Source organism: Nocardia rhamnosiphila NBRC 108938, from assembly GCF_000720425.1.
Classification (GTDB): Bacteria; Actinomycetota; Actinomycetes; order Mycobacteriales; family Mycobacteriaceae; genus Nocardia; species Nocardia rhamnosiphila.
The window spans coordinates 150969-164430 of record NZ_JOAJ01000006.1; the positions used below are offsets into that span (position 1 = coordinate 150969).

Consider the following 13462-nt stretch of genomic DNA (forward strand, 5'->3'; position numbering starts at 1 on the left):
TTTCTTTGATGCGCGTGGACCGAGCTCCCCCCGACACCCACTTGTCCGGGGAGCAGGGGAAGCTCGGACACGCTCGGATTGTTGTGGTCTGCCCACAGAGGTCGCCGGTCGCCGGAAGGTGACCCGGTGCGGGGCTCGCGGCCCTCGGGGATCGCCACGCTGATCAAGTGGACCAGCCGATTCGCTGCCTTGGTGACGCAGCCCGGCGGCATCGAAGCGAAGACAGACGCCGCCGGCCGAGTTCGGTGGTGGCTACGGTGAAGGCCGCCTCCAATACTGTGCGCCGCCGTCAGCCCTGTGCCGGCAGCCCGATGAGTTTGCAATAGGCGTCTGCGACCGATGAGGGATCCAGTGAGCCTTCCTCGTGATACCAGCGATGGCTTTCGCTGACCATATTCAGAATGGCGAAGGTCAAGACCGACGACGGTGCTTCCGGAAGCTGCCCCAAAGCCTGGACCTTCTCGACGACGCTGCGAACGGTAGCCACGAATTCACGCTCGTGGAGTTGTACCTCCTCGGCCACTGCCGGCTCCAACCAGCGCTGCTCGCTGCGATATACGGCGAACGTGAGATGGTTTGCGACCACCGCGTATGTGAATCGGGTGATGATCGCGCGCAGTTGGGTGATCGGATCATCACCCTCCGCCAAGCCTTCGTGCAACGCGGTCGTCATGTCTCGATCCACCTGCTGCGCGATTTCACGCAGCAGGTCTGCCTTCGATCCGACATAGTGATAGATGGATGGCTGGCTGAGGTCGAGCTGAGCCGCGATCTCCTTCGTTGTTCCCTTGTTGTACCCGCGGGAGGAGAAGACAGCCGCAGCACCGTCGAGGATACGTCGCCGCTTGTCTTCCCAGGCCGACTCCCCTTCGGCCGGCAGTGGCGCAATCACGTCAAGGCCTCCCACGGTAGCGCCTCCGAAGTCGAAGACATCAGTTTAACCTGCGGATGATCTCACGAGTCCGCCGGACCAGCGGACCGGCCGTAGCTGCCCTGTCACGCATCGGCCACGATTCGGCGCAGCGCCATCCGGTCGATCTTGCTCGCGGGCGTCCTCGGCAACTGATCCACCACTCGGATTTCCCGCGGTTGTTTGTAGTGCGCCAGATCAGCCGCGCAATAGTCGGCCAACGCTGTCTCGTCCAGGACCACACCGTCGTCGGCGACCACGAATGAGACAGGACGTTCTCCGCGCCGGTCATCGGGTACGCCCACCGTGGCGGCCTCCGTGATCCCCGGATACCGGCACAGTGTCTCGTCGATTTCGCGCGGATAGACATTGAACCCGCCGACGATGATCATGTCTTTCTTGCGGTCGACAATAAAGAGGTAGCCGTCCTCATCGAGATAACCGATATCCCCGGTATTGAGCCAGCCACCGACGAACGCCCCATCGCCCTGCGCCGGGTCGTGATACCCGACGGTCATGTGCGGCGCTCGGACCTGTATCTCTCCGGATTCGCCCGCGGCCGTGAATCGGTTCGGATCCTCCAGATCGACAATCCGGACCTCGACCGAGAGGGCGGGCAGGCCGACCGAACCCAACCGCGACGGCCTGTCCGAACGATTACAGGCGATCGGCGCCAGTTCGGTCATCCCGAAGGCCTCGCGAATCTCCACACCGGTTCGACGCATCCAGCGATCGTGCAATGCACCCGAGAATCTCGACCCGCCGCCAGGACAGATACGAAGTGTCGACAGATTCGCGCGATCGATACGGTCGCTCGACAGCAGACCGGCGTATACCTCGGCCGGACCGCCGCCGAAGACGGTGACGCCGTGATCTCGGATCGCCGCGGCGACCGAATCGGGATCGAATCTTTGATAGGTCACCACGGTCGCGTAGCCGTAGACGGGGTTGAGAATGCCCATCAGCAGCCCCCAGATATGAAACGACGGCGCCACGTTCAGCCACACTTCGGCGCCGAGCCTGGTTGGCCAGCACTCCTCCATGCCACGGACGGTGAGCATCAATGTGTGGTGAGTGTGATCGACCCCTTTGGGCACGCCGGTGGTACCACCGGTAAACATCATTGTCGCGAGCCGGTGAGGTGGCGGCAGCTGATCCACGCCGATAGTAAGCGTTTCGTCGTGGCACCAGGATTCGAGGGCCGGCTCGTTTTCGCCGAGCACGAGGAACTCGAGACCGAGTGACTCCGCCGCGGCGGCGGCAGTATCCGCGGCACCGGCCACTGCCAGCACAAGACTCGCCTCGGACCGTTCGAGCAGATGTCGCATTTCGCGGCCGGTAAAAGCGGGGTTCATCAGGGCCACCTGTGCACCGGCCAGCCAGGTGGCGAAAATCGCCACCGACAGCTCGGGGCCGTTCGGCATGACTACCGCGACCGGGCGTCCATCGGCGAGCAACCCGGTCAGGCGGCGCGCGAGGCCCGCCGCCGATCGGCCCAGCTCCGCGTATGACAGCGTTCGGTCTCCGGATATGATCGCGACCCGGTCGGGTGTCTCGATCATTGCCCGGCGCAGGCATTCGACCATGCTTCCGGACGATTCTCGTCTCGGGCCGTCCATTCCCTCGGTAGTCACTGCGCCCACCACAACCTCCAGTTAAGCGGATACATATCTTGTCGAGTTTTCTGCATGATGATCAGTCGGAAAGGTGCGCGGTGGAGCCCGTGACCTGAGGAATCGAGCCCGGCCGGATACGCGCCGCCGCCGCCTCGTACTCGGCGCCCAGTACGGACACGACCTCGGCGACCGATTCCCGACCACGAATCGCGCCGACGCCCTCACCGGCCGACCACACATCCCGCCAGGCCTTGGATTCGGAGATCGCGCCCGAGAAATCGATGCCGGTCGGGCTTCCGGAAGCCGACGTGTGCAGGCGCAGGCTCTCGGTGAGCCAATTCGCAGCGACACCGGTCACTTCGTCCGAGGTGGTGATATCCGCGATTGTCGCGTCGATCACCATCCGACGGTGTCCCTCGGCGGCACCGCTTTCCGAGGTCGCGAGCAGTCGCGTACCGACGGTGACGATATCGGCGCCCAGGATCTGCATGGCGAGAATGCCCGCACCCGAACACACTGCGCCACCAGCGATCAGCGGTCCGTCCCAGAAATCCCGAATCGCGGTGATCAGCGAGAAGGGGCTGTACATTCCGGTATGCCCTCCGGCCCCCGAGCAGACGGCCGCGACACCATCCGCGCCGGCGGCGATGGCCCGACGGGCCTGTTCGGGTGTGTTGACCTGGGCGAGGACCAGGCCACCCCAGCCATGCGCGGCCGCGAGTGCGCGCTGGGGATTGCCGAGCGCGGTGATCACGAGAGGCGGCGCGGCATCTTGCAGAAGGTCCAGTTCGGCGTCGAGCCGATCGTAGGTGCGGTGCACGATGAGATTGACTCCCCACGTGCCCCCGCCGGAGCCGGCTGTGATGCCATCGATCAAGACACGCAGATCATCGATCGTGCGCGCGTTGGCGGCGGGAAAAGTGCCGATGATTCCGGAACGCGCGGCAGCGGTGACCAGTTCGGTGCCCGAGACGAGGAACATAGGGGCCGCCATGACCGGAATCCGCAGCGATCCGACGAGCTCGACGAAGGTCTGTCGGTTCTTCGATATCAACGCACCACACCGGCTTCCGGTCGAGTTGCCGACTCGAGCGTTCTGCGGGCACGGCGGACGAGATGCGGAGCGTCGAGCGCCAACACGGCCGTCGGGTGCCCGTCACGGGTCCAGGTCACTGATCGTCCGGAGCGGGTATCCGCGCGGATCTCGACCGTATCGGTGTGGTCGTGACGGCCGACATAGTGCAGGCTGTGGCCCAGCTGATTGGACCAGAAGTAGGGCAGCGGATCGTAGGATTCGGCGGCACCGAGAATGTTCCGGGCCGCGACCTGTGCGGACTCGGCCGCATGCTGCCAGTGTTCGAGATGCATATCTGTTCCGTATCGGGATGAGCGCCAGGCGACCGCGTCGCCGGCCGCGTAGACGCCGGGAAGGCTGGTGCGCAGGTATTCGTCCGCGGTCAGAAACCCTGCCCGATCGAGGGTGACCGGTGAGTCGTTCAGCCACGATGTCGCCGGCGACCCACCGACAGCGGCGATCACCAGGTCGGCGACATGCACGCTGGAATCGCTCAGACGCACGCCGGTGGGTATGGTTTCGAGAGCGCTGACTCCGGCGGTGAGCCGGATTCCGCACTCGTCGTACCAGCCGCGGATCTCGTCGAGGACTGTGTCGGGAACTCCGGGCATGGCGGGTCCGAACTCAGGGCTGATGACGGTCACTCGGCAACCGGCCGCGGCGGCCGCCGTCGCGACCTCCACCCCGATCAGGCCCGCGCCGACGATCAGGATGGTCCGATTCGGAGTCAGTTCGGCACGCAGCCGGACGGCGTCGTCGAAGGTGCGCAGCACCCGAGCCTCGGGTGCACCGAGTTCGCTGGGCAGACGCCGTGCCCGCAGACCGGGTGCCAGTATGGCGGCGTCGAAGGGGAGCCTCCCGGCCGTGGTGAGGATTTCGCCGTGCCGGATTCCGATCGCGACGGTCTCGGTCTGTATCTCGACCCCGAGATCGCCGAGACCGGGGCTCAACGTCGGCCGGGTTGCCACCCCTGCCAGCAGCTCCTTGGACAGCGGCGGTCGATCGTAGGGTTCGGCGGACTCCTGCGTGATCAGGGTGATCTGTCCCTGGAACCCGGACCTACGCAGCGTCACGGCAGCCGTGTGACCTGCCAGGCCGCCGCCCACGATGACCACTCTGTCCGGGTGCGTTGCCATCATTGCTCCTCTCGGCCCGGACAGACGGCGGCCCGGCGCCCGCGGACTTCCAACCCGCCATCGTTCGGGAATACCGCGCCGGTGACGAAGCCGGTGTCGTCGGGGCAGGCCAGTGAAACGTAGAGGCCGGCCTGCTGTTCCGGCTCACTCACGAATCCCAGTGGAATCGACCTCGCGATGCTGTCGAGCAGACGCGTCTCCTCGGACAGACGGCGACCACCGCCGAGATCTCCGATCCCGGTCAGACCGGTGCGGGTGGCCCCGGGAGCGACGCCATTGACCCGCACGTCCGGTGCGAGTTCGTAGGCCAACTGCCGGACGAGCCCCACCACGGCGTGCTTGGATGCCACATACAGTGCGCCGCCACCACCCGCATAGGAACCGCTGGACGAGCTGGTGAGGATGATCGAGCCCCGGCTGCTACGCAGCGCCGAGATCGCTGCCCGCACTCCGAGTAGATAGCCGAGTACGTTGGTGGCGAAGATTTCGTGGAAATTGTCGGGTAGCTCCACGATCTCCAGGTCGTGGAGTTTCGCGCCGAAGTCGTACACACCGACATTTCCGACATAGGTGTCCAATTGCCCGAACATGTCGAGCGCGCGTTCGGTCGCCGCGAGATGGGCCGCGGGATCGCGGACATCGCCGATCACGGTGGCGACCCGGCCGGGATGTGCTTCCGCGACCTCTGTCGCGAGCCGCTTCTCACGTTCCAGCACAACAACGCTCGCGCCCTCGCGCACGTATCGGTCGACCACCGCGCGTCCGATGCCATCACCACCTCCGGTGACCAGCGCGACCTGTCCTTCCAGTCGTCCCATTCGAAGTGTCCCGTCAGAAGAAAGTGTTGATGTTCTTGGCGGGCAAGGTCGCGTGATTCAGGATGACCTTCCGCGCCGCGATGCGCAGGTGACCGTCGACGCGTCGCAACCGATCGATCCGTCGGCCGTACAGGGTCGCCGAGTCGGCGCCGCCCTGGCCGCGATAGTTCACGAAAACGGAGCGCACAGTCAGTTCGTCCGGGACCTCGCACAGTTCGACCTCGATATTGGAAACAACATGCAGATGCCGGGTCGCCGGGTCCTCGGCCCACGCCGTCGGTGCGGTGAATCGGTCCACCCGGTGCCGGAGATCGGCGACGGTATCGTCGAAGTACGCCATCCGCTCCGGTGCGTAGGTGCCGGATCGGTCGTGGCGGCCGCGGTTCTCGATGCCCGGCACCCAGTAGGTGGCATCTTCGGTGAACAGTGCCAGCCATTCGGGATAGCGTTCTTCGTCCAGAAGTCGCGCTTCCCGTGCCGAGAACGCGATGACCTCGAGATAGAGGTCGGTATCCACGCGTTCGACCGGTTTCGGATCGGCCGGTGTCATCGTGTAGCCCTCTTGTCCAGAAGTTCGGTCCAGTCGGTCGAACTCATCATCTTCGACCACTGCCGGTAGAATGCTCGTTGATTGGCGTCATTGATCTGTCCCCGGTAGACATTGCCGGGGAGCTCGGGGTGCTCCAGTCGGCTTCCCAGACCGAGTCCGTAGTGCAGCGGTTGCCGGCGGGTCACGAATCCCCGATTGCTGTGTGTCGAACCTTCCCAATTCTCGCCGTCATCCATCTCGAAGACACCGGAGGGGGAAAAGGTCAGCATCGCACCCTTCTTCCAGGCTTCCTTGACCTCTGGCGGAGCATTGCGATTCACCAGGACCCACGTCCGCAGTTCGGTTTTGTGCGGGCCGAGCGGCTGCCAGGTACGGAAAGTGTTCTGACCGGGCAGGAACGAGAAGTTGGGAAATACGTTCGCCGAGCTGACCGACCCCACCATCTTCGCCCGAGTTGCTCCGAGACGGGCTTCGAATTCACGTCGATGATCACGAAGATAGCTCATAATACGTTTGTCGCCGAGCGTGGCCGCATTGCCGACACCGTCGAGATTGAATTCCCAGCAATGGCCGTTCACATTGACGTGGTAGCTCTCGTTGGTTTCGTCACCGAGCGTTGCCACCGGCCCGCCGAGCATCGCCTCGGCTCCCGAAGCATGTGTCCACCCCGCGTGCAATGCGTCGCCGGCAAAATTCTCGGCGGCAAATTTCCAATTGCAGCCGAGGATCGACGAGATACAGCCGCCAAAGAATTCGGTTCCACCGGGGTCGTTGTCGAGTATGACGTCCAGATAATAGGTGAAATCGCCGAGGAATGCGGTGAGTTCGGGTGCGGTCGGGTCGAAGGTGGCAAAGATCAGACCTTTGTAGCTGTCGATCCGAGCCACCGGTTTCAGGCCCATCCTGGATCGATCGAACTGTGGTTCACGGTCATAGGAATCCGACTCGTGCATACCACGCAGCGACCCGTCGAGTCCGAACGACCAGCCGTGATAATTGCAGACGAATCCGCGCGCAACCCCTACCTCCGCCGAACAGACCCGGTTTCCGCGGTGCGGACAACTGTTCAGGAAAGCTCTCACCCGGCCGTCGCGACCGCGAACCACGATCACCTCGTCCTCACCGATCCTGGTGGTGAGAAACGAACCGGATTGCGGAAGTTGACTTTCGTGCGCGATGAACAGCCACGCACGGGCGAAGATCTTCTCGAGCTCGAGCTGGTAGATCTCCTCCGACCAGAAAATCTCGCGCGGCAACCGTCCCTCATCGACGGCTGCCGAAACCGATTCGCTCATAGTTCGTCACTTCCGTTGCTACTGCTTCTCCGGTGCACGTAGATCTGGCCGCCGTCGACCGACACCGCGTAGGTATCCAAGGCCTTGGTTGCCGGAAAGCACAATGGATTTCCTGTGCGGATATCGAATTCGGCCCAGTGCACCGGACAGACGATCGTATGACCTTCCAGTTCGCCTTCCGACAGCGACGCGGTGGCATGGGTGCAGGTATCGGCGGTCGCGTAGATTTCTCCGTCGACGCGGTAGATCAAGAGTGGAGGCCACCCCTCCGGGGTCATCCGCACCATATCCCGGCCGTCGAGTACTTCGACCGGCCCGAGCGGACACGAGGTGGATGTGCTGGTGGTCACGACGCGATCCGTCCGACGGCCCGATTCGGGATGAGTTCGGCGAAGCCGAGGCCGGTGATCCATTCCGGAACGGCCTCGTATGCGATGATTTCTCCGGCGCATGGTCCCAGCGCGGACATGGCGGCGACGAAATTTCGGATTTCCAGGCCGCCGTTGCCGCCGTGCTCGCGAATGTATTCATCGCTGAACGACACGAGTTCCGTTACCTTTCCGGCCACGACGAGATCAAGGATCATGCGGTCGAATTCCATATTCACCCGACCCATTTCGGCGGTGCCGACCCAGTGGCTGATGCCGCCGCTTCCGATGACGACCACTCGCTCGTCTTCGTGCCAGCTCTCGACGGCGGCCTTGAGGTTCTGTCCGATCTGCGCGGCTCGCGGCAGCGGCAGGAGTGGCTCGACGCCGCAGGCCAGATAGATCGGAACCACCGGAATATTCGTTTCGGCGCCGATCCGGAAGTACGGAATCGCGATGGAATGATCGACCGTCAGTGAATCGGCCACCGCCCAGTCGATTCCGGTGCGATGTCCATGACGTACCAGATGGCGCGCCAATGCCTTGTTGTCCGGTAACTGCCGCTTGCGCATGCCCGGAAGACGTTCTATCGGCCCGTCGAGGTCGCCACTGCCGATCAGCGCCTGCGGTAGGCAGCCGGGCCCGAAAAGCAGGTAGTGGTCGGTGCCGATAATGATCAACGTGGTGGCGCCGAGATCCGCGACCCGTCGTGCTACCTCGGTGTACGCCTCGGAGATTCGTTCGCGTACCGCATCGGCCGGTGCCGTCGGATCGGTGATGACCATCGGATCGTGTGGCACGAGGAAGCCGCCTACCAACTCAGCCATTCTTGTGGTCCTTCCGAATCGAGAGGGATTTGCTGCCGTCGAGTTCGGACAGATAGCCGGACAGGCTGCGATCACCGAAGGTCATCCACAGCCCCCACAGCAACATGGGGTTCGCGCCGTGGTGCTGCAGTGCCGGGAGATCGATGCTGTCCACGGCGGAACGCTCGTCCGGATCGAGCCGGTACCTGTCGAGGAATTCGGAGGTGTCCGAGATGAAGCTGTCGCGTGCCTGTTTGCCGGCGACGATGTCGTAGAGTGCCTTTTCCACTGCTGATCGGCTCATCTCACAACCTGCCCAGGAATTCGCGTACTTCGCAAAGGAACTCGCCGCTCCGTTCCAATTGCACCCAGTGGCCACATTTCGAGAACACCTTGAGGTCGGCATTCGGAATATGGTGCGCGGCGCGCCAGGCCAGCTCGACCGGAATGACGGGGTCCTCCCGCCCGTGCAAGATGAGTGTTGGCTGCGTGATGGTGCGCAGTGATTCCTCCGGCACGCCTTTGACCGGTGTGCCCTCGGGGCCGGGTTCGGGAATGAGGCGACGGTAGGCATCCTGGGCGCCGGGGCGAGCACTGGCCTCGTACCTCTCTCGGACCATGTCCTCGGTGACCAGGGCAGAATCGTGCGCAAATATCCGCAGGATCCGGCCCATTTCGCTTTCGTCCGGTTCGTAGTGCCATCCGGACCGCAGGCCCTCGGTCATCTCGAAGGTTCCGACCGGAGTGCCGAGCAAGATCAGCCCATCGACTCGCTCGGGGTGCTTCAGGGTAGCGGCGAGCGACAGCCCACCGCCGAAACTGTTGCCCAGCAGGGTGGCCGAGGGCACTTCGAGTGCGTCGAGTAACTCCACGAGTTGCCGCACCCAGAGTTTGATTCCATAAGTGGTGCCCACGGGCCCCACGGAGGCCCCGAAACCCGCGATATCGGGTGCGATCACCTGGAAGTCTTCGGCGAGTTCAGGGATCAGGTGAGACCAGTTCGCTGCGGCGGATACGCCCGGGCCTGACCCGTGCAGTAGCACGATCGGGCGGCCCGATCCGGCCGTGAGGACGTTGGTCGGGATCCCACCGGCCTCGACAACACGGGTTCGTGGGGCGAGATGGTCGGCAACGCTTTGCGGCATGTACCCAACACCTTTCCGGTTCGATTGATTGATTGATTGATTGATTGGACGATATGCCCGTTGTGTACGACAGTCAAGGGGTGCGGTCGATGTCGAGCCTGCGATAGGTGGGCTTGGGCGCGGGTGCGGCCGATGCCTGGCCCCCGCGTCCGGTCCGCTCGGCGGGCCGGTTGAGCTGTGGCGGACCGGTGGGGTCGAGGTGCGCCGACCGTCGCGCAGGCTGATCCGGCAGGGCGGTATCCGCTCGGGTCGTGGAGCATCGACTGGGGCGGCGGCCGGCTGCGGCTGTGACCGGAACGGTCCTGGTGGCAGGGTGTTCCTGAAGTCAGGATGCCCGTGGGGAAGTCGCCTGAGGCGCATTCGGCACGGCGAGGGCGAAGCGGCCCATTTCGAGTCGGAAGCGGAACGTCACGTGACGATCGGTTCGCGCGGCGAGATTCGGGTTACGCCGCGCAGATGTGCCAGTGTCGATACCCGAGATGCCTCTGCGCAGATTCGGCGCAACCGGGCCTCGAGGCCGCCGACGTCGAGATGACCGGCCTTGCCGGAGATGGACAATGCGGCAATAGCCCGCCCCGGCCCGTCGAACACCGGCACTGCCAAACAGGCGAGGCCGAGCTGCCCCTCCTGATCGTCGAACGACACGCCTCGGCGCCGGATCGTGCTGAGTTCCGACTCCAGCTGTGCGGCATCTGTGACTGTTCTGGGCGTGAGCGACGGGAGGGGCGCACTCAGTGCCCGACCGGCCGCGACCGGGTGGTAGGCCAGCAGGGCCTTGCCGACGGCAGTCGCGTGTGCGGGTAGCCTGCCACCGATTCGGGATGGCGTAGGGACGCAGCGATGGCCGTAGAGCTTGGCGAGATAAACGACATCGGTTCCGTGCAACACTGCCAGATGGACCGTTTGGTGAGTGACTTCGTACAGCTCCGTCAGGAATGGGAGCATCAGGTCGCGCATGCGCTCGTTTTCCGGCGTGCAAACCGGCTGCACCAACCGATGTAGTCGACTGCCCAGACGATAGTTGGTGCCGAACCGCTCGACTATGTCGTTGCGTTGCAGCACGCCGAGTACCCGATGGGCTGTCGATTTGCTGAGTTGGGCCCGGCGTGCCAGTTCACTGACCCCGATGCCGGTGCTCGACTCGTAACCGAAAGCTGCGAGCAGGCTGATCGCTTTGTCAACTGCCGCGCGATCATCGCGAAGCGGTTCGGGGATGGACCTTGTCATAACGGCTCCCTCTTGCCTGAACCTGCGCTGTGACCTTCACTGCAACAGCTCGGCACCTGCGCGAAATAATGATGCCGCTGTCCGCGGTGGCCGTCAAGGGTGACGAGATGTCACTTAAAAGTGACTATTCCGACGATGACGGACATCACACCAACTCGGCGTTGATTCCCTCGGAGGCGTGGCGATCGGATGTTCCTCCTCGGCCGGCGTCGACGGCCGTTGTGCTGAACTGCCGGACCTGCGGAACCGTGGTCACCATGTAGGCGACCACCCGGTCGCTCAGGCAGACGTACTTGTGCGGGATATCGCCCGGAAACCGGACGAAATCACCCGCCGCCAGGTCCAATGAATCGTTCACCGGACCGGCCCGCAGCTTCCCTGTGACTACGTACAGGTGGTGCAGTGTGCCTGCGGTGTGCGCGGCGACGACCCGCGGCTGGGTTCTGGTCCGCTCCAATCGCAGGATCAGCGTCCGCAGGTAGCCCGAGCCGTAGACCTCATCCAGCAATCGTTCCGCACGATCGTCGAATTGACGCCACGAGGTCTCGGCCGCGCGCTGCACATAGACCGGTGTGCCCCATTCGGTGAGTAATTGGCGAACCGAGACATCCAGGGCCCTACCGAGCAACGCAAGCGTATCGACTGTCGGATTGCCGATGCCCTGCTCGATCTTCGACAGTGTCTGCTTCGATAGGCCCGACCTTCTCGCCAACTCGCCGAGCGACATGGCCCTCTCCTGTCGGTATCGGCGGACGTTGCGTGCGACGAGTTCGTTCTCGCTCGCTCTATTGTCACTTTTGATCTGCATCCTGTGATTCTCGACGAACACCTCGCCCCGAGCATCATCCACGCCACTCGTCCCCGCTCGAGCGACCTCGGCCCGCTGGCGGTGCCGGTCGGGCCGTGTGCCGATCGACGGTGTGCGTTCCGCTCGGCAGCACGCGACCTTCGGTCCGTCACCGTACGCGCATACCTTCGTGACCTAGCCCATAGCTGGAGCAGTATCACGCCAGGCCCGGAGGACCGTTATGAAAGAAAGTCTCGCATCGTCGAGCCCAACAGTGAATTCCCTGTCACGGAAGGATCAGCGACGAGCGCTCATCTCCAGTTTCCTCGGCTCGACGGTCGAATACTACGATTTCGTGCTGTACGGTGCGGCCGCGGGTTTGGTCTTTCCGGCGCTCTTCTTCCCAGAGACGATCGGCCTCGCACTGGGCGCCACCCTATCTTTCGTGGTTCTCCTCGCCGGCTATATCTCCCGCCCGGTCGGTGGAGTCTTGTTCGGGCATTTCGGTGACAAGGTCGGACGCAAGAGCGTACTCGTGATCACGCTCATGGTGATGGGCCTGGTATCCGTGTGTATCGGTCTCATGCCGACCTACGAGACGATCGGGATCGCCGCACCCATCTTGCTGGTAGTGCTGCGGATCGTGCAGGGCCTGGCGGTGGGAGGTGAATGGGCCGGCGCCACCTTGATGGCCGCCGAGCACGCCGGCGAAGGTCGCCAGGGCTTCTCGGCATCGGTGGCCGTTGCCGGAGGTCCCGCAGGTTCGGTACTGGCTACTCTGGTCCTCGGACTCTTCGCGGGCCTGCCCGACGACGCGTTCTTCAGCTGGGGCTGGCGTATACCGTTCCTCCTGTCGGCCGCGCTGGTGATCGTCGGCCTGTACATGCGCTACCGAGTGACCGAATCCCCCTACTTCTCCGAAGCACGTAGCGCCGGTCGAGTACATACCGGCGTACCGATTCTGCGTGTCCTCCGGCGATATCCGCTGTCGAGTCTGTACGGGATTCTCGCCACGGCCGGTCCGCTGTTCATGCAGGCCTTACTCGCTGTATGGCTCGTGCCCTATGTCGCTGCACAAGGTGTCGTTTCACGTCAGGAGGCGCTGTACATGCTGACATTCTCCAGCGTCCTGCACATCTTCGCTATTCCGTTGTTCGCCTGGCTTTCGGATCGTTATGGGCGCCGCCCCGTCATGCTTGCCGGAGCGGGCGTCTCCGTTGCGCTGGTATTTCCGATGTTCGCCTTGTTCAATTCAGGAAGTTACTGGTTGTATGTACTGGGATTCGTGGTGGGCAACCCGATCATCCAGGCATCGATGTACGGCCCTATCGGCGCCTTTCTGGCGGAGAAGTTCGAGACCCTCGACCGTTACACCGGTGTCTCGGTGACCTTTCAACTCGGCTCCGTTCTGGGCGCCGGCACTGCGCCGTTGATCGCGGACTGGCTGTTCGATCTCGGCGAAGGCGGAACGAACAGCATCGCGTGGTATTTCATCGGACTCATCGGGGTCTCGGCACTTGCGGTCTTCCTGTCCAAAGAAACACTCGCGCAGCGAAAACCCCGCTCGACGCCGGGCAACCGAAGCTCGAATACTACGCTCACCATGAGCTGAGGGACACGGGCCCACCCGCCGGAATGCCCCACCTTCTCCCAAGGCCGGCGGCTCGTCGCACCACCATCGCTCGCGGTGAGTCCGGCAGATTTGCTCGGAAGAAAACGCCGATCCCGA

The 13462-nt window shown here is 63.6% G+C and carries 14 protein-coding genes; 1 reads left to right on the forward strand and 13 read right to left on the reverse strand.

The features are described from left to right. Positions 1-289: 289 nt before the first annotated feature. The 13 genes from IG75_RS0121575 to IG75_RS0121635 all read right to left on the reverse strand — a co-directional run bounded on the left by IG75_RS0121575 (position 290) and on the right by IG75_RS0121635 (position 11754). A complete protein-coding gene (locus tag IG75_RS0121575; protein ID WP_030523125.1) occupies positions 290-892 on the reverse strand; it encodes a TetR/AcrR family transcriptional regulator in 603 nt (200 codons plus the stop codon). A 104-nt stretch (positions 893-996) separates the two neighbouring features. Next, positions 997-2544: a class I adenylate-forming enzyme family protein gene (locus IG75_RS0121580; protein ID WP_156059061.1), complete on the reverse strand. Its 1548-nt coding sequence runs from the start codon at positions 2542-2544 to the stop codon at positions 997-999. A 61-nt stretch (positions 2545-2605) separates the two neighbouring features. Next, positions 2606-3580, reverse strand: a complete 975-nt coding sequence (locus tag IG75_RS0121585) for an NAD(P)H-dependent flavin oxidoreductase (protein WP_051714786.1) — start codon at positions 3578-3580, stop codon at positions 2606-2608. Then, positions 3577-4737 (reverse strand): NAD(P)/FAD-dependent oxidoreductase, encoded by a 1161-nt coding sequence (locus tag IG75_RS0121590; RefSeq protein WP_162183801.1) that lies wholly within the window; start codon positions 4735-4737, stop codon positions 3577-3579. Before IG75_RS0121590 ends, IG75_RS0121585 begins: the two co-directional genes overlap by 4 nt. After that, entirely contained in the window at positions 4737-5555 is an 819-nt protein-coding gene (locus IG75_RS0121595; protein ID WP_030525893.1) for a 3-(cis-5,6-dihydroxycyclohexa-1,3-dien-1-yl)propanoate dehydrogenase, read from the reverse strand. Before IG75_RS0121595 ends, IG75_RS0121590 begins: the two co-directional genes overlap by 1 nt. 13 nt (positions 5556-5568) lie before the next feature. Beyond that, positions 5569-6105 carry a 3-phenylpropionate/cinnamic acid dioxygenase subunit beta gene (locus IG75_RS0121600; protein ID WP_051714788.1) on the reverse strand — a complete coding sequence of 179 codons (537 nt, stop codon included), beginning with the start codon at positions 6103-6105 and terminating at the stop codon, positions 5569-5571. Beyond that, positions 6102-7400, reverse strand: coding sequence for an aromatic ring-hydroxylating oxygenase subunit alpha (locus IG75_RS0121605; protein ID WP_051714789.1), 1299 nt, complete (start codon positions 7398-7400; stop codon positions 6102-6104). Before IG75_RS0121605 ends, IG75_RS0121600 begins: the two co-directional genes overlap by 4 nt. Further along, positions 7397-7750 (reverse strand): non-heme iron oxygenase ferredoxin subunit, encoded by a 354-nt coding sequence (locus IG75_RS36465; protein ID WP_210436828.1) that lies wholly within the window; start codon positions 7748-7750, stop codon positions 7397-7399. Before IG75_RS36465 ends, IG75_RS0121605 begins: the two co-directional genes overlap by 4 nt. Continuing rightward, on the reverse strand, positions 7747-8670 hold the full coding sequence (locus IG75_RS0121615) for a DODA-type extradiol aromatic ring-opening family dioxygenase (protein ID WP_210436827.1): 924 nt from the start codon (positions 8668-8670) through the stop codon (positions 7747-7749). The genes IG75_RS36465 and IG75_RS0121615 overlap by 4 nt, the downstream gene beginning before the upstream one ends. After that, positions 8588-8878, reverse strand: a complete 291-nt coding sequence (locus IG75_RS0121620) for a hypothetical protein (RefSeq protein WP_156059059.1) — start codon at positions 8876-8878, stop codon at positions 8588-8590. The genes IG75_RS0121615 and IG75_RS0121620 overlap by 83 nt, the downstream gene beginning before the upstream one ends. Position 8879: 1 nt before the next feature. Next, positions 8880-9719, reverse strand: coding sequence for an alpha/beta fold hydrolase (locus tag IG75_RS0121625; protein ID WP_030523115.1), 840 nt, complete (start codon positions 9717-9719; stop codon positions 8880-8882). Positions 9720-10127: 408 nt separating this feature from the next. Continuing rightward, on the reverse strand, positions 10128-10946 hold the full coding sequence (locus IG75_RS0121630) for an IclR family transcriptional regulator (protein WP_051714790.1): 819 nt from the start codon (positions 10944-10946) through the stop codon (positions 10128-10130). A 145-nt stretch (positions 10947-11091) separates the two neighbouring features. Continuing rightward, positions 11092-11754 (reverse strand): helix-turn-helix domain-containing protein, encoded by a 663-nt coding sequence (locus IG75_RS0121635; RefSeq protein ID WP_051714817.1) that lies wholly within the window; start codon positions 11752-11754, stop codon positions 11092-11094. 220 nt (positions 11755-11974) lie between these two features. On the opposite strand from IG75_RS0121635, the gene IG75_RS0121640 reads away from it, so the two are divergent. Continuing rightward, positions 11975-13345, forward strand: a complete 1371-nt coding sequence (locus IG75_RS0121640) for an MFS transporter (RefSeq protein ID WP_051714791.1) — start codon at positions 11975-11977, stop codon at positions 13343-13345. Positions 13346-13462: the final 117 nt, after the last annotated feature.

Bases quoted from the DNA above. Each gene is read 5' to 3' on its own strand.
- IG75_RS0121590 (WP_162183801.1), bottom strand. From the start codon at position 4,737: ATGGCAACGCACCCGGACAGAGTGGTCATCGTGGGCGGCGGCCTGGCA.
- IG75_RS0121595 (WP_030525893.1), bottom strand. From the start codon at position 5,555: ATGGGACGACTGGAAGGACAGGTCGCGCTGGTCACCGGAGGTGGTGAT.
- IG75_RS0121600 (WP_051714788.1), bottom strand. From the start codon at position 6,105: ATGACACCGGCCGATCCGAAACCGGTCGAACGCGTGGATACCGACCTC.
- IG75_RS0121605 (WP_051714789.1), bottom strand. From the start codon at position 7,400: ATGAGCGAATCGGTTTCGGCAGCCGTCGATGAGGGACGGTTGCCGCGC.
- IG75_RS0121620 (WP_156059059.1), bottom strand. From the start codon at position 8,878: ATGAGCCGATCAGCAGTGGAAAAGGCACTCTACGACATCGTCGCCGGC.
- IG75_RS0121625 (WP_030523115.1), bottom strand. From the start codon at position 9,719: ATGCCGCAAAGCGTTGCCGACCATCTCGCCCCACGAACCCGTGTTGTC.
- IG75_RS0121630 (WP_051714790.1), bottom strand. From the start codon at position 10,946: ATGACAAGGTCCATCCCCGAACCGCTTCGCGATGATCGCGCGGCAGTT.
- IG75_RS0121635 (WP_051714817.1), bottom strand. From the start codon at position 11,754: ATGCAGATCAAAAGTGACAATAGAGCGAGCGAGAACGAACTCGTCGCA.
- IG75_RS0121640 (WP_051714791.1), top strand. From the start codon at position 11,975: ATGAAAGAAAGTCTCGCATCGTCGAGCCCAACAGTGAATTCCCTGTCA.